At 58.6% G+C, this 14,830-nt stretch carries 13 protein-coding genes and 1 pseudogene; all 14 read left to right on the top strand.

From position 1 onward, the window contains the following. Nucleotides 1–51 precede the first annotated feature (51 nt). On the top strand, nucleotides 52–1,635 hold the full coding sequence (locus PH552_RS21550; protein WP_179613282.1) for a sugar ABC transporter ATP-binding protein: 1,584 nt from the start codon (nucleotides 52–54) through the stop codon (nucleotides 1,633–1,635). Beyond that, complete coding sequence (locus PH552_RS21545; protein ID WP_004129795.1) at nucleotides 1,625–2,602, top strand: ABC transporter permease; 978 nt, start codon at nucleotides 1,625–1,627, stop codon at nucleotides 2,600–2,602. Before PH552_RS21550 ends, PH552_RS21545 begins: the two co-directional genes overlap by 11 nt. Nucleotides 2,603–2,631: 29 nt before the next feature. Continuing rightward, the gene (locus PH552_RS21540; RefSeq protein WP_004129798.1) at nucleotides 2,632–3,492 is read left to right on the top strand and encodes an NAD-dependent epimerase/dehydratase family protein; all 861 of its coding nucleotides are present in this window, start codon (nucleotides 2,632–2,634) and stop codon (nucleotides 3,490–3,492) included. Nucleotides 3,493–3,520: 28 nt separating this feature from the next. Further along, nucleotides 3,521–4,231 (top strand): GntR family transcriptional regulator, encoded by a 711-nt coding sequence (locus PH552_RS21535; RefSeq protein ID WP_004129802.1) that lies wholly within the window; start codon nucleotides 3,521–3,523, stop codon nucleotides 4,229–4,231. A gap of 12 nt (nucleotides 4,232–4,243) precedes the next feature. Next, nucleotides 4,244–5,359 carry an isocitrate/isopropylmalate dehydrogenase family protein gene (locus tag PH552_RS21530; protein ID WP_179613283.1) on the top strand — a complete coding sequence of 372 codons (1,116 nt, stop codon included), beginning with the start codon at nucleotides 4,244–4,246 and terminating at the stop codon, nucleotides 5,357–5,359. Further along, nucleotides 5,356–5,685, top strand: coding sequence for a putative quinol monooxygenase (locus PH552_RS21525; RefSeq protein ID WP_179613284.1), 330 nt, complete (start codon nucleotides 5,356–5,358; stop codon nucleotides 5,683–5,685). Before PH552_RS21530 ends, PH552_RS21525 begins: the two co-directional genes overlap by 4 nt. Beyond that, nucleotides 5,682–6,392: a haloacid dehalogenase type II gene (locus PH552_RS21520; protein ID WP_179613285.1), complete on the top strand. Its 711-nt coding sequence runs from the start codon at nucleotides 5,682–5,684 to the stop codon at nucleotides 6,390–6,392. Before PH552_RS21525 ends, PH552_RS21520 begins: the two co-directional genes overlap by 4 nt. 14 nt (nucleotides 6,393–6,406) lie before the next feature. Beyond that, nucleotides 6,407–7,885 carry an aldehyde dehydrogenase gene (locus PH552_RS21515; protein ID WP_179613286.1) on the top strand — a complete coding sequence of 493 codons (1,479 nt, stop codon included), beginning with the start codon at nucleotides 6,407–6,409 and terminating at the stop codon, nucleotides 7,883–7,885. A 3-nt stretch (nucleotides 7,886–7,888) separates the two neighbouring features. After that, nucleotides 7,889–9,163: a 3-oxo-tetronate kinase gene (otnK, locus tag PH552_RS21510; protein WP_285166280.1), complete on the top strand. Its 1,275-nt coding sequence runs from the start codon at nucleotides 7,889–7,891 to the stop codon at nucleotides 9,161–9,163. Then, a complete protein-coding gene (gene otnC / locus PH552_RS21505; RefSeq protein WP_004129830.1) occupies nucleotides 9,160–9,807 on the top strand; it encodes a 3-oxo-tetronate 4-phosphate decarboxylase in 648 nt (215 codons plus the stop codon). Before otnK ends, otnC begins: the two co-directional genes overlap by 4 nt. Before the next feature lie 98 nt (nucleotides 9,808–9,905). Next, the gene (locus PH552_RS21500) at nucleotides 9,906–10,739 is read left to right on the top strand and encodes an NAD-dependent epimerase/dehydratase family protein (protein WP_285166279.1); all 834 of its coding nucleotides are present in this window, start codon (nucleotides 9,906–9,908) and stop codon (nucleotides 10,737–10,739) included. Nucleotides 10,740–10,903: 164 nt separating this feature from the next. After that, nucleotides 10,904–12,181: a DUF3422 domain-containing protein gene (locus tag PH552_RS21495; RefSeq protein WP_004129836.1), complete on the top strand. Its 1,278-nt coding sequence runs from the start codon at nucleotides 10,904–10,906 to the stop codon at nucleotides 12,179–12,181. Between the two features lie 441 nt (nucleotides 12,182–12,622). After that, nucleotides 12,623–14,464: a methyl-accepting chemotaxis protein gene (locus tag PH552_RS21490; RefSeq protein ID WP_245276592.1), complete on the top strand. Its 1,842-nt coding sequence runs from the start codon at nucleotides 12,623–12,625 to the stop codon at nucleotides 14,462–14,464. Between the two features lie 124 nt (nucleotides 14,465–14,588). Next, a pseudogene (locus PH552_RS21485) lies at nucleotides 14,589–14,830 on the top strand (IS481 family transposase); the annotation flags it as partial.

Genomic DNA, 14,830 nt, shown 5'->3' with positions numbered 1-14,830 from the left:
TGCGCGGGAGCGGCTCCGGCCGCTCCCCGTCCCCAGCGGCGGACAACGACCATGAACACTCAAGCAGTCACCGAAACCCTCGCCGCCGTCAGGATGCGCGACGTGAGGAAATCGTTTGGCGGCGTGCACGCATTGCGCGGTGTCAGCCTGACGATCCAACCCGGGACAATCCATGCGCTGGTCGGCGAAAATGGCGCCGGCAAGTCTACGCTGTTGAAGATCCTGCAGGGCGTGGTCACACCCACGGAGGGATCCATCGAGGTTTTTGGCGAACACATGTCGTCAAGCTCTCCGGAGAATTCCCGCAGGCTCGGCATTGAGATGATCTTCCAGGACCTCAGCCTGATCCCCACCCTCACGGTCGCCCAGAACATTTTCCTCAACCGGGAGCCCCGCCGCCTGTCGATCTTGGTCGACGAACGCAGGGAAATCGCACAGGCAGCCGAGATCATCGGCCAACTCAACCTCAGGGTTGATCCGAGGACGCCTGTTTTTGAACTCAGCCCCGGCCAGGCCCAGCTGACCGAGATCGCCAAGGCCATCCACCAGGACGCCAGGATCCTTATCCTTGACGAACCAACCTCGTCGCTGAGCGCACAGGAAGCCGACACTCTGTTCGGCATGTTGAAGAAGCTCACTGCGGCGGGAACAGCCGTGATCTACGTTTCCCATCGCATGACCGAGATCATGACGATCGCCGACGAGATTACAATTCTGCGTGACGGTCAGAACGTGACCTCCGGGAAGACATCCGAATTCACGCTCGACTCGATCGTGCAGCACATGGTCGGCAAGCGTGTCACCGGTTTCCAATACCAGGCGCGCGCCATTGATCGCAGCGGCAAACCCGCGCTGAGCGTACGTGGCCTTTCGGGCCCTTCGGGAAAACCCAGCGATGTCAGCTTCGACGTTCACAGGGGCGAGATTGTGGGAATAGCAGGCCTCATGGGCGCTGGCCGGAGCGAGCTTGCCCGCCTTCTTTTCGGCGTCGATAAGAAAACTGCGGGAACCGTAGAACTCGGCGACACTGCCGTTGAGTTCAAGTCACCTTCGGATGCGATCAAGGCTGGCATTGTGCTTGTTCCGGAGAGCCGCCACGAGGAAGGTCTGGTTGTCGAGCACAGCGTCGGCGACAATCTTGGACTGCCGCAGATCGGTCAGCTCGTCCGCGGTCCCTTCATCGACCGTCGACGCGAGGGAACACTGACCTCCGATCTCATCAAGCAACTGAGGATCAAGACGCCGTCCGCTGACAACAAGGTCAGGAGCCTTTCCGGCGGCAACCAGCAGAAGATCGTTATTGCCAAATGGCTAGCGATTGATCCTTCGGTTGTCATTCTCGACGAACCAACAGCAGGCGTAGACATCGGTTCAAAGGCCGAGATCGTTGAACTCATTCGGAGCGTCGCCTCCTCCGGAAAGTCCGTCATCGTCATCTCGTCGGAACCAGCCGAGCTTCTGGCAACAAGCGACCGCATCCTGGTCATGAACAACGGACGTCTCGCGCGCGAAATCGAGCGCGACGAAATCGAAAGCTGGGCCACGATTGCCGGCGACGAAACTCAATCTCCGCTGATCCGCACCGAACTCGGTCTGCAGGTCGCGATTCAGAAGGCAACCCAAAATGTCCACTGAAGCCAAGACATTGAACACAGAGACGGATGCAACCCACATGCGGCCGTGGCACAGCAACTGGCGCGACTACGTCGTCTACATCGGCTTCGTCGTCATCTTCATCGTCTTCGCGATCCTGCTGCAGGATCGCGGATTCCTATCTTCAAACAACCTGCTCAACATCCTGCGGCAGACTGCGATCGTCGCCATCGTTTCCATGGCAATGTCGTTCGTACTCTCGGCGGGCGAGATCGACCTCTCGGTCGGAGCCATAGCCGGACTGTCGTCGGTGGTCGCTGGCCTGGTGCTGAGCAAGTACGGTCTATTCCCCGGCATTCTCGCGGGCTTGACCCTCGGGCTGCTGGTAGGCGCCGTAAACGGCGGCCTGACTGCCTATCTCAACATCCCGTCGTTCTTGGTGACACTCGGCATGATGGGGATCGCGCGAGGGGTCGGAATGTGGGTAAGCGGCACTTCGCCTGTTCCAATTATCAACGATACGTTCATTTTCGTCTTTGGTTCCGGTAACATCGGCCCTGTTCCTGTCCTCGTTGTCTGGGTCGCCGTTCTGGGCACGATCGCCCATATCGCGCTCCGAAAGACACCGTTCGGCCGCAAGGTCATGTCGGCAGGCGGAAACTCGGTCGCAGCTCGCTACAGCGGCGTCGATGTCCGGAAAATCAAGTTCCAGGTGCTGCTACTGACGGGGATGGCCGCTGCGATCGCTGGCATGCTCTATGCTGGACGCCTGCAGTCTGGACGCTTTCAGCTTGGCGAAGGCGATGAGCTGTCTGTCATTGCAGCCGTGGTTCTCGGCGGTACCAGCCTATTCGGCGGACGCGGCACCGTGATCGGTTCCATCGTCGGTGCCCTGCTCATCGGTGTCATCAACAACGGCCTTATTCTTGGCGGCCTCGACTACAGCCAGCAGCTCATCGCGCGCGGAATGCTCATCATCCTGGCTGTGGCGGTCGGCCGAAGCCGCTAACCTGGAAGGTTCTACGGAGGTATTACGATATGAGAGTTTTAGTCACAGGCGGCAGCGGCAAACTGGGTAGAGCCACGATCAAGCATCTGGTTGAGAGCGGCCACGACGTCATCAACGCGGATACGATCGCTCCGCCAGAAAACCTCTGCCCCTTCGTCAGGGTCGATTTCGAGGATATGCGCGCCACGATCGAGGCGATCAGTGGCTTTGATTGGGACCACAATCGCAACACTGAAGCCGTCGTCCATCTGGCCGCTGTGCCGATGCCGGGGCGCGTTGCTCCTGCGGATGTTTTCCGGGTCAACACCATTTCGACGTTCAATGTTTTCGAGTCATGCCGCTTGCTCGGCATCAAGAACATCGTGTGGGCGTCGAGCGAGACCCTGCTCGGCATTCCTTACGAGATCAAGCCTGACTATCTGCCGGCGGACGAGAATTATCAGTCGCGCCCGGAAACCTCCTATTCCCTCTCGAAGCATCTCGGCGAGGAGATGGCAAAGCAGTATTGCCGCTGGGACAGCGAGCTCAAGATCGTTTGCCTACGCTTCTCCAACGTTATGGACGAGAGCGAGTATGCGGACTTCCCGGCCTTCGAGCAGAACCCGGGCAGCAGACGCTTCAACCTTTGGACCTATATCGACGCCCGCGACGGGGCACAGGCGATCCGTCGCTCGCTCGAGTGGAGCGGCAAAGGTGCCGAGGTGTTCATCATCGCAAACGACGATGGGGTCATGACCACCTCCAACGAGGAACTCGTCAGGAGGTGGTATCCGGGGGTCCCGTTCAAGAAGCAGATCGGAAACAACGAAACCTTGCTGTCGATCGACAAAGCAAAGAGCGTTCTCGGATACCAGCCTGAACATAGCTGGCGAAAATATGTAGGCTCCTGAGAAATCAGCCAGCTTGAAGGGAAAGAAAATGCCGACCAGGAAACAGACAGCACCGGTCTCAGAGATCAAAGAGGACGCCTTCGCGAAAACAATGACCGCGACAGCGCACCTTCGGTTGCGCCAGCTCATCCTGGATAACAAGTGGGCGCCCGGTTACCAGGCGACCGAACAGGAAGTCGCGTCCCAGTTGGGGATGAGCCGGACGCCCGTAAGGGAGGCGCTCATGCGCCTCCAGCAGGACGGACTTGTCTCGGTGATCCCGAGGCACGGAATGCGGGTTCTGCCGATTTCTATTTCTGACATGAAGGAAATTTACGAAATCCTGACGTCGCTGGAGAGTACGGCTGCAGAGCTTGCCGCCAGCCGCCAGCTTTCCGAGGATCAACTCCGGGGTCTCGAAAAGGCGACGGCCGACATGGACCATGCGCTTTCACAAGATAATTTGGAGCGCTGGGCGCAGGCGGACGCAAGATTTCATGAGCAACTGCTCGACCTTGGCGGCAACCAGATGCTCAAGTCGGTCGTCCTCAATTTCATCGACCGCGCACATCGCGTCAGGATGGTGACGCTGAAGATGCGTCCCAAGCCGGTTAACTCAACCCGCGAACATGCAGAACTCGTGCAAGCAATCCGCGAAGGCGACCGCGAAAAAGCAAGAAACATTCACAAGGCGCACCGCGAGCGGGCAGGCAAGGAACTGCTCGACCTTCTCGAGCGCCTCGGCCTCAACCACCTCTAGGACAGGTTTCAAATGTCATCGTTGTACAACACTCTCAAGATCGCAGTCCTTCCCGGCGACGGGATCGGCAGGGAAGTCATGCCTGCCTGCCTGGAATTGATCGACGCCGCCGTCAGCCAGGCGGGCGCGCCACCGCTCATGTTCGAGACGCATCAGGCCGGTGCCCAGCACTACGCGGAGACCGGCGAGGCCCTGCCCGCCGCCGCGCTCGAGGCCTGCCGGACATCCGACGCAATCCTCTTCGGCGCGATGGGCTGGCCCGACATCCGCTTCCCGGACGGGACGGAAATCATTCCGCAGCTCGACTTGCGCATGGAGTTCGGCCTGTTTGCAGGTGTCCGTCCGATCCGGTGGTTTCCCGGCCTTCCGAAAGTGCTGTCCGATCCTCGCGCCGAAGGAATCGACTTCGTGTTGGTCCGCGAGCAGACAGAAGGACTGTTTTATGCGCGTGGCCGTGGCGAAGTGCTAAACGACCAAGAGGCCTACGACACGATGCAGATCACGCGGGCCGGCACCGAGCGCGTTACCGAATTCGCTTTCCAGCTGGCCGCCCAGCGCAAACGTCGCGGCAAGGCCGGCACGGTGACCTGCGTCGACAAGGCGAATGTCTTCAGTTCGATGGCTTTCTTCCGGAAGGTTTTCGATGAGATCGCCGCCAAGCACCCCGAGTTGCAGAAGGACTATGCCTATGTCGACGCGCTGGCGCTCAACATGGTGAAGAAGCCTTGGACGCTTGACGTGCTGGTGACCGAGAACATGTTTGGCGACATCCTTTCCGACCTTGCGGCCGGTCTGATCGGCGGCATGGGTATGGCCCCTTCGGCGGACATCGGCGATACGCACGGCCTCTTCCAGCCGGCACACGGGACCGCTCCCGATATCGCGGGCAAGGGCGTCGCCAATCCGGGCGCAATGTTCCTGTCGGGAGCGATGATGCTCGACTGGCTGGCGGTGAAGCACGGGGATCAGCGGCTTGCTGACGCCGCCGGGCTGATCGAGGCCGCGGTCGAGCACACCTTGTCGACCAAGATCGCGGTTCCAATGGAGTATGGCGGAAGCGCCAATTGCGCGGAGATGACGCGCAGCGTGATCGGCGCTCTGGGTGCCGTCCGCAAGGAGGTCGCATGAGTTCGGCATCCACAGGCTTTGTCGTGGTCGTAGAGTTCGTCGTTCGAAACCAGTTCGCCGATAATTTCGATGCGGCGATAATCGAGAATGCGGCGACGTCGCTGCGCGACGAACCGAACTGCGAAGTGTTCGATGTCTGCCGCGATCCTGAGCGGCCCGAGCGAATCTACCTCTATGAAGTCTATGGCTCAAGAGCCGATTTCGACTTCCACCTGAAGACGCCGCACTTCACGAGCTTTGATGCGATGGTTCGAGATTGGGTGGCCGAAAAGCGAGTGGAAACGTTCGAGCGCATTTCGTCCGACAAGAAGGAGGGCGCGAGATGACCAGCAGCGTCAAGGCGATTGTCTTCGACACGTTCGGCACTGTCGTCGACTGGCGGGGTTCGATCATCCGCGATCTCACCGCCTGGGGCGCGGCGGAGGGCCTGCAGATCGACTGGACCGGTCTCGTCGACCGCTGGCGAGACCATTACGATCCCCAGAAAGCGCGGGTGCGCAGCGGCGAGTTGCCGTGGACGAACCTGGACGAACTTCACTTCGATGCCTTGAAGGCAGTGTTCGCAGAGATGGGGCTGGCCGAACTAGACCACGACCGGATGATGCACGTCAACAAGGTCTGGCATCGCCTGGACGGCTGGCCCGACACATCGCGCGGGCTACACCGGCTGAAGTCGAAGTTTATCATCGGCCCTCTGTCCAACGCCAATGTCGCGATTCTCGTCAATATGGCAAAGCATGCCGACTTGCCGTGGGACAACGTGTTCTCCTGCGAGCTTTTCCAGCACTACAAGCCCGATCCTGAGACCTACCTCGGGGTCTGCAAACTCCTTTATCTGGAGCCCGGGGCCGTCATGATGTGCGCTGCCCACAACTACGATCTTGCCGCCGCGCGCAGCCTTGGCCTTAAAACCGCATTCATCGCACGACCCACCGAATACGGCGAGGGCCAGACGACCGACCTCACAGCCGAGCAGCGCTGGGATTACGTCGCCGACGATCTCGAAGACCTCGCCCGACAACTCGGATGCTAGAAGAGAGAAAGACAATGCAGACATACAAGATGTTCATCGACGGCAAGTGGGAAGACGCTGCCAACGGAGATACGTTCGAGACGAAGAACCCTTTCAACGGGCAGACCTGGGCCGCTATTCCGAAGGGCGGCAGGGAAGATGCGGAACGAGCAGTCGAGGCTGCGCACCGCGCCTTCACGAGCGGTCCGTGGCCGAAGCTCACCGCGAGCGCCCGCGGACACCTTCTTCGGCGTCTTGGCGACCTGATCGCCGAGAATGCGGAGCATCTCGCGACGATCGAGGTTACGGACAACGGCAAGCTCATCAACGAGATGCTGTTTCAGCTCAAATACATCCCGCAGTGGTACTACTACTTCGGCGGGCTGGCGGACAAGATCGAAGGAGCGGTCATCCCGATCGATAAGGCGGACACCTTCAACTTCACTCGTAATGAGCCGCTCGGCGTCTGCGTCGGGATTGCGCCGTGGAACTCCCCTCTCCTGCTGCTCGCCTACAAGCTGGCACCGGCACTCGCCGCAGGGAACACATTCGTGGCAAAGCCCTCGGAGTTCACGTCTGCTTCGACCCTTGAGTTCGCAAAGCTCGTCGAGCAGGCTGGCTTTCCCGCGGGCGTCTTCAACGTCGTCACAGGGTTCGGCGCAGATGTCGGCGAGACGCTGACGACCCACAAGTACGTCGCCAAGATCGCTTTCACGGGAAGTGAAGGCACCGGGCGCAAGATCGGCGAGCTTGCAGCGCGCAACTTCAAGAAGGTTACGCTTGAACTCGGCGGCAAGAGCCCGCACATCGTCTTCGACGATGCGGAGATCGACAATGCCGTCAACGGGGTGATCTCCGGCATCTTCGCTGCCACCGGACAGACATGTATTGCGGGCTCACGATTGCTCGTGCAGCGAAAGATCCACGACCAGTTTCTCGAGAAGATCGTCACCCTCGCAAAAACGGCGAGAATGGGCGATCCGCTCTTGACGTCGACGCAGGTTGGCCCCGTGACGACGCCGCCGCAACTCGAGAAGATCCTCGGCTATATCAACATCGCAAAAGGCGAAGGCGCCGAATGCGTTCTCGGTGGGGGGCGGCCGGACAATGCCGAGCTCTCCAGGGGCTGGTTCGTCGAACCTACGATTTTCTCCGGGGTCCGAAACGACATGCGCATCGCGCAGGAGGAGGTCTTCGGCCCGGTTCTGGCGGTCATCCCCTTCGACAGCGATGAGGAAGCCGTGCATATTGCCAATGACACCAATTACGGGCTGGCCGCGGGCTTCTGGACCCAGGACATGCGTCGTATCCTGAAGGTTTCGGCCGCTATCCAGGCTGGCACCATCTGGGTCAACACTTACCGCGTCATCAGCTATATGTCGCCGCTGGGAGGCTACAAGCACTCCGGCATCGGTCGCGAGAATGGCATCGCCTCGATCCAGAACTACATGCAGACGAAGAGTGTGATGATCTCGACCGCTGAAGACGTCGCCAACCCCTTCATCATGAGGTGATTCATGGTGGCCGCCGGAAAGTTGCTGGTCGGCTGCGTCGCCGACGATTTCACGGGAGCGACCGACGTCGCGAACATCTTCGCGCGCGCCGGCCTCAAAACGACGGTGCTGATCGGCGTTCCTGAAGACGACAGGGACATTGACGCCGACGTAATCGTTGTCGCCCTCAAGACTCGAACGACACCTCCGCAAATGGCGGTCGAGGAGTCCTTGGCCGCGCTGCGATGGCTGCGTGGCTGTGGCGCGCAGAAGTACTACTTCAAGTACTGCTCGACGTTCGATTCCACGGCGAAGGGCAACATCGGCCCGGTCGCCGACGCGATGCTTGCGGAGCTTGGCCAATCCATAACGATCGCCTGCCCCGCCTTCCCTGCCAACGGCCGGACGGTTTACAAGGGCAACCTGTTCGTCGGCGACGTGCCGCTGGACGAGTCCGGCATGCGCAATCATCCGTTGACGCCGATGACAGACGCGAACCTGCTGCGGGTGCTCGGGCCGCAGTCGCGGGCCGAAATCACCGGATGCTATTACGAGACGGTGAAGCAAGGGGCGTCCGCCATCGCCGAATGGGCCGCCCCCATTCACGGCGACGGCACGCGTATTGTCGTCATCGACGCCCTGGCTGACGAGGACCTTGTCGAGATTGCCCAGGCATTCAAGGATCTCGTGCTGTTCACCGGTGCGTCGGGCCTGGCATATGGGCTGGCTCGTGTTCTTCTTGCCGGCGGGAACAGCCGCGACGCTGCCGTTACGACTGACTTGGAAGAAGGCTACAGAGCCGTCGTCTCCGGTAGCTGCTCGGTCGCAACCAACGGACAGGTAGAGGCGATGCTCGCAGACCACGAGGGTTTCCGCGTCGACCTCTCAAAGCTGGCGGACGGCGGCGATGTCGTCGGCGAGGCCGTCGAGTGGGCCTCGTCCCGTCTGGGCCGCAAGCCTGTTCTCATCTATGCGACGGCTCTGCCCGACGAGGTGAAGGAAAACCAACGCAAGTTGGGCGCCGCGCAGTCCGGCGAGATGGTCGAGGCCGCCCTCTCCTCAATCGCGCGAAGGCTCGTCGAGAAGGGTGTGAGCGATCTCATCGTCGCCGGCGGCGAGACGTCGGGAGCGGTGGTGAAGTCGCTCGGCGTCGACCAGCTCTCGATTGGCAACGAAATCGCCCCCGGAGTGCCGTGGGTACACGCAAAGAGCCAGGGGCGATCTCTGTCGCTCGCGTTGAAGTCCGGCAACTTCGGCGATCGGGACTTCTTCATGAACGCTTGGGACCGGCTACGATGATAGGCTCCATATCTGAAGAGACGAAGGTCCGCGACGAGATAGTCGAGGTCGGTCGCTCGCTCTTCGACCGCGGGCTGACCGCAGGATCGACCGGCAACATCAGCGTGCGTCTGTCGGACGGTCGAATTTTGATGACGCCCACCAACGCTTCGCTGGGCGTGCTCGATCCAGCACGGCTGTCCTGCTTTTCGGCGGAAGGCGTGCATGTCGGAGGTGACAAGCCCACCAAGGAGGCGTTCCTCCACAAGTGCATGTATTGCGGTAAGGACAATCGCCGAGCCGTCGTCCACCTGCATTCAACCTATTCGGTTGCCGTCAGCTTGTTGAAGCAGGTCAACGAGCGCGACGTTCTGCCGCCCCTGACCGCCTACTATGTCATGCGTATCGGTTTCCTGCCGCTCGTGCCGTATTTTCCTCCCGGAGACGAAGCGCTGGCGGCGGCGGTGGGAGCCGCCGCCGCGAACCATCATGCGGTGTTGATGGCAAACCATGGACCTGTCGTCGCGGGCAAGTCCCTAAAGGACGCCCAGTACGCGACAGAGGAGTTGGAGGAAACGGCGAAGCTCTTCTTGCTCTTGCAGAACCACGAGGTCCGGCCGCTCACCGCCGAGGAAAGGGCCACCTTGATCAATCTCTCGAGGTGACAAGAGCGCGTTACGAACCAGGAGGAACCCAGCGGGTCTGGGTGCCGTAACCTGCACTCTCGTTCGTGCCATTGTGCGGCCCGTAAAGGGGAAATGCCATGAAACTTCTGGTCACTGGAAGCAGCGGACGAATCGGGCGCGCGGCGATTGAACGCCTTCTCGAAGAGGGGCACGAGGTCATCGGAATCGACGAGGTGCCGTCATCCGACATGAGGTGCCCGTTCGCCCGCGTCGATATGCGGGACTATGGCCAGGTCCTTGATGCGGTCGCCGATATCGAATCCGGGATTGATGGCATCGTCCATCTTGCTGCGATAGTAGGCGCGAAAGTCGCTGCGAGCACGCACATATTTCACACCAATACCGCCATCAGCTACAATGTTTTCCAATCTGCAAGGATCGCGGGCATAAAGAACATTGTTTCTGCGAGCAGTGAGACCTTGCTGGGCGTCCCGTTTGACGATCCACCTGCCTATTTTCCGGTCGATGACAAGCTGACCTCGAAGCCTGAGAGTAGCTACGCGCTTTCCAAACTTGTAGACGAATCCGTCGCAGCCGAATTCTGCCGCTGGGATCCCGCGCTCAAAATGATCGGCCCGCGGTTTTCTTGGGTAAAAGAGCCCCACCAATATGATGCAAGGAAAGCTTGCGAAGATAATCCCGGCGTTCAGAAATGGAACCTGTGGTCCTATGTTGACAGACGGGACTGTGCCCAGGCCATTTCGCTTGCGCTCAACGCAAGCCTCAATGGTTTCCATCACTTCGTGATAGCAGCAGATGATACCGTGTTGGCGCGGCCCACACGTGCCCTTAGGGCTGCTTATTATCCCAATGTACCGCTACAAGGACAACGTGCTGAACATGGCAGTCTTGTCTCAAGCCTAGTGGCCCCGAGACGTTCTATGATATCGCCCGAAGTACAGCTGGCGTGACATACCAGCGGGGGTCTCCTAGCTTCTTAGGCTGCTGTGACCTTTCAAAAGAAGGTCGAACGCGGATCAGCAGATTTATCATATCCGGGCGGGCTTCCAAGTTGCTTGCATTCGCTTCATAAGGTTCGCCGGTGTTTGCACTTCTGAAAATGGGGAACACAGACGTGATTTCGAAGGGTGCGGAAGAAGCAGCGTCGGCAACGACGTCTCCTTGTGTACAGATCTCTCGTCCAACTGCTTTCAAACAGCAGACGGCAGACTTCAACTCCGAGCTTCACGCTCGACCGTCGATCTATTTCACCGGTCCGGCAATTGTTGAGCACGTTGCTTTCATGCCCATAGACGGTGTTATCAAGGAGTTCCACGACAGTCTCGAAGCTGATGGCACGATTTCGGTTAGAGTCGAAAGGCACACTGAATTCGTGACGGTTACGCGCGTCCGGAAACTTGACAGCGAGCCAGGGGGCTGGCCGGAATCTGACCTCCTTGAAAGTGATTTTGCCGAGCTCGCAGGATTGAACTCACCGCTGCTCGTTTGTCACGTCAGCATCCTTGTCCTCGGGAACCCTCCTGACAAGCTGGGACCGGTGCTGGAAACCTTCGGCTTCGGTGATACCGCCGCCTCATTGATCGGTGGGGGCGCGGCGCAGGTTTGCTCCGATTTTCGTGTTCGAGGGGACAATTCAAGTAGAATTATCCTGTTCAACAAGGACCTGAACGCACACCGCCTGGGGCGCATGGTACGCCGCATCTTCGAGATCGAAACCTACAGATCCATGGCGCTTCTCGGATTGCCGGAAGCGCGTCGTCTCGCCCCGCTTCTCGGCGGATATGACACGGAGTTGGTTCAACTGACCAATCGCAATCTTCGTACGCCCGCACATCAGCACAAGCAATTGCTCGAGGAGATTACCGCTCTCTCATCCCATGTCATTTCGGCCACCGCCGAGACCAGAAACAGGTTCGGCGCAACCGCAGCCTACGCCAAGATCGTTGAGGAGAGGATCGCGCTTTTACGGGAAACGCACGTCGTCGGCTTTCAACGCTTCGGTACCTTCGTGGAGCGGCGGTTCAAGCCAGCGGTGCGTACCTGTGAAGCGACCGCCTTGAGGCTTGAGCAACTATCGAGGGCCGCGATGCACTTGCTCGACTTGTTGCAAACCCGAATTCAGGTCGAGATCGAATTCCAGAACGCGACACAGATCCAGGCCATGGCTGATCGCGCCGCGACGCAGGTCAAGATCCAGCGCGCGGTCGAAGGCTTTTCGATCATTGCAATAAGCTACTATTTGTTGAGCTTGCTGAAGTTCGTGTATGAAACGGCAGACCACGCTGGGTTCCATTTCGATCCAATGATCATGCTCGTCGCTGTTCCGGTCGTTGTGGGTTCTGTTGTGATCACTATTCTGCGCGTCAAGCATGCGCTGAAAGCAGAGAGCTAGCGGCGCGCAACCTCGCCTCAACAAGCTCGATCAATCAAGCAGCTCTTGAGTATCTCCACGAGGCGGTTCAGCGGAGGCGGTCATCTCTTCTTCAGGTAATGGCTCGCTCGGGGACTGCGTTTTGAATCTAAGATTTGGCAGGCATTCTCGCCACCACGACGTCGGCGACAACCAATAATGCCAGAGACGACGCACTTTTAGCTTTGCCGAAAATTCCGATGGGAGCTTTGATCCGGTTGATCGGCCTACGCAATAGCCGTCGTCGGCCAGAGCCTTGATCCGCTCGCCAGCCGGCTGAGGGTTCTTTCGATCGTATCCTGCATTGGCCTTTGCGCCCTTCAATTTCGGTTAAGGTATTACGTATAAGGTTATACCTCATACGGAGTTGAAAAGGTTTGCTCGGGCGGAGGGGAAATGATGTGGAGGATTCGGAAATTTGGCGTGGCGATACGTTTGTCTATCGCATTCGGGTTGCTGTTGTGCGCAATGGGAGTTCTGTCTCTTTCGTCAATCAGCCAGGTCGACGAGATCAACGGGAAGCTCAGCCTCATAAATGGCAGTAATAGCCAAAAATTTCGGAATGGCATCGATATGCTGGGCTCGGTCCGCGATCGAGCGGTAGCATTGCGCGACATCGTTTTGACTGACTCGAATACGGATCAAGCCACGACAATCGTGATGATGAGAAAGCTACAGGCATCCTACGCTTCCAACTTCGCGGAGTTGCAAAAGGCCGTTAATTCCGACGTCGCCAGCACCCCCGCAGAGCGTCGCCTCGCTGAGGGTCTGACGGCTTTTCAGAATGACGCCGAGCCTTTGATTGCCGACGTCACCAAGTTGACGCTCGACGGAAAAAGAGACGAGGCAAAGCCGCTGCTCTTAAATGAACTGAGACCCAAGTTGACGGCATGGATTGGTGCTCTGAACAAGTTGATCGATTACGAGCAAGCTCTAAACCAAGGCGTTGGTGGCAAAGTTAAAGCAGCTTCTGATGAATTTAAATTTCTGACGCTAGCTGCGCTCGGCATAGCTGCCTTGTTCGGAGTAACCGCGGCATCGCTCACTATCCGCTCCATCATCGTGCCTCTGGCGAAACTACAGCAGTCAGTCCTGCAAATGATCGCCGGCGACATGGAAATTGACCAAATACTCGAGCGACGGAAGGATGAAATCGGTCAGCTCGCGCGGCAGATATCCGGCCTTAAGAATCATCTTTCAGAAAAAGCGGAGCGCGATGCGGTCGCCGAGCATCATCGACAGGATGCCGAGCGGCGGCGTTTGGAGAACGAAGGAGAGGAGCGCCAGCGGGCTGCCGAACAGACCAGTTCCGCCGTCGAACAAGTTGCCGATGCACTGAGGCAGTTATCGAAAGGCAACCTTCACATTCAGCTTGATCGGCCTTTCACGGGAGCTCTTGAGCCGCTCAGATTGGACTTCAATTCAGCGATTAGCCAGCTTCGCGATGCAATGTCCGAAGTAAACGACAATGCGCAGGCGATTGCTGCGGGGGCTGAAGAAATCCGTACTTCCTCGAACGAACTCGCGGTGAGAACGGAGCAGCAAGCTATAGTCGTCGAGCAAACGGCTTCTGTCCTCGCAGACATGACAAGGCAGGTGGTGGACGCAAGCCATAAAGCTCACGCAGCAGGGATCCTCGTCGGCGAGACCAAGGAACATGCCGAGAGGTCAGGCACCATAATGCGCGAGACTATTGAGGCCATGACAAACATTCGGTCTTCTTCGGTCGAAATAGGCAATATTATCGGTGTCATCGATGAAATCGCATCTCAGACAAACCTTTTGGCTTTGAACGCGGGCATTGAGGCGGCTCGGGCCGGGGAGACTGGCCGAGGGTTCGCGGTAGTAGCGCAGGAGGTCAGAGACCTGGCGCAAAGGTCTGCGGCGGCGGCGAAAGAAATCAAGTCTCTGATCAAAATATCCAACCTGCATATCAATGATGGGGTCCAGCGTGTGCAACAGGCCGGCAACGCTTTGGGCCAAATCGTTGTTCAGGTGCAGAGCGTCAATCAGAACGTCGACGCCATTGCTCAGGTTTCTCGCGTTCAAGCCGACGGGCTCAAGGAAATCAATTTCTCAGTCGGTAAGATCGAATCAGCGACACAGCAGAACACAGCTATGGTGGAAGAGTCGACTGCTGCCGTGAACAATCTCGCGAAGGAGACCGCATCGCTTTTCGAGATGCTATCCAGGTTCCAAATTGCCGATGGGCCGGCAAAGACGAACCGCGCAGAGGAGCCAACGCTTTATCTAGTCGTGGCATAGCAGAGCCGATGCAAAGCAGGACTTTCATTTTATGCCCGGTGTGATCTCCCTCCCCCAGAGGGACTAGCTGTTTAGTCCCGGCATTTGATGGTGCAATATTTTCCTTGGCATGGAGGGAAGCACTATGGGCCAGGTTTTACACGGGAGCGCCACGACGACAGAGGCAATCCGTCGAGCAATACAAAATAGTGAAGAGAGCCTGAGAACGCTTTCGAAGCGATACGGGATCAACCAGAAAACCGTGGCGAAATGGAAGAAGCGGACATCGTTGGTCGACCTTGCTACAGGCCCAAAGGACCCGCACTCGACGACCCTTTCCCTCGAAGAAGAGGCCGTTATCGTCGCCTTCCGCCGGCACACGTTGCT

Source organism: Rhizobium aureum (assembly GCF_030182495.1).
GTDB lineage: Bacteria > Pseudomonadota > Alphaproteobacteria > Rhizobiales > Rhizobiaceae > Rhizobium > Rhizobium tropici_C.
This window is presented reverse-complemented; position numbering and strand designations above follow the sequence as displayed.

Coding starts and splice junctions, on each gene's coding strand:
- PH552_RS21550 (WP_179613282.1), top strand. CDS start 52: ATGAACACTCAAGCAGTCACCGAAACCCTCGCCGCCGTCAGGATGCGC.
- PH552_RS21545 (WP_004129795.1), top strand. CDS start 1,625: ATGTCCACTGAAGCCAAGACATTGAACACAGAGACGGATGCAACCCAC.
- PH552_RS21540 (WP_004129798.1), top strand. CDS start 2,632: ATGAGAGTTTTAGTCACAGGCGGCAGCGGCAAACTGGGTAGAGCCACG.
- PH552_RS21535 (WP_004129802.1), top strand. CDS start 3,521: ATGCCGACCAGGAAACAGACAGCACCGGTCTCAGAGATCAAAGAGGAC.
- PH552_RS21530 (WP_179613283.1), top strand. CDS start 4,244: ATGTCATCGTTGTACAACACTCTCAAGATCGCAGTCCTTCCCGGCGAC.
- PH552_RS21525 (WP_179613284.1), top strand. CDS start 5,356: ATGAGTTCGGCATCCACAGGCTTTGTCGTGGTCGTAGAGTTCGTCGTT.
- PH552_RS21520 (WP_179613285.1), top strand. CDS start 5,682: ATGACCAGCAGCGTCAAGGCGATTGTCTTCGACACGTTCGGCACTGTC.
- PH552_RS21515 (WP_179613286.1), top strand. CDS start 6,407: ATGCAGACATACAAGATGTTCATCGACGGCAAGTGGGAAGACGCTGCC.
- otnK (WP_285166280.1), top strand. CDS start 7,889: ATGGTGGCCGCCGGAAAGTTGCTGGTCGGCTGCGTCGCCGACGATTTC.
- otnC (WP_004129830.1), top strand. CDS start 9,160: ATGATAGGCTCCATATCTGAAGAGACGAAGGTCCGCGACGAGATAGTC.
- PH552_RS21500 (WP_285166279.1), top strand. CDS start 9,906: ATGAAACTTCTGGTCACTGGAAGCAGCGGACGAATCGGGCGCGCGGCG.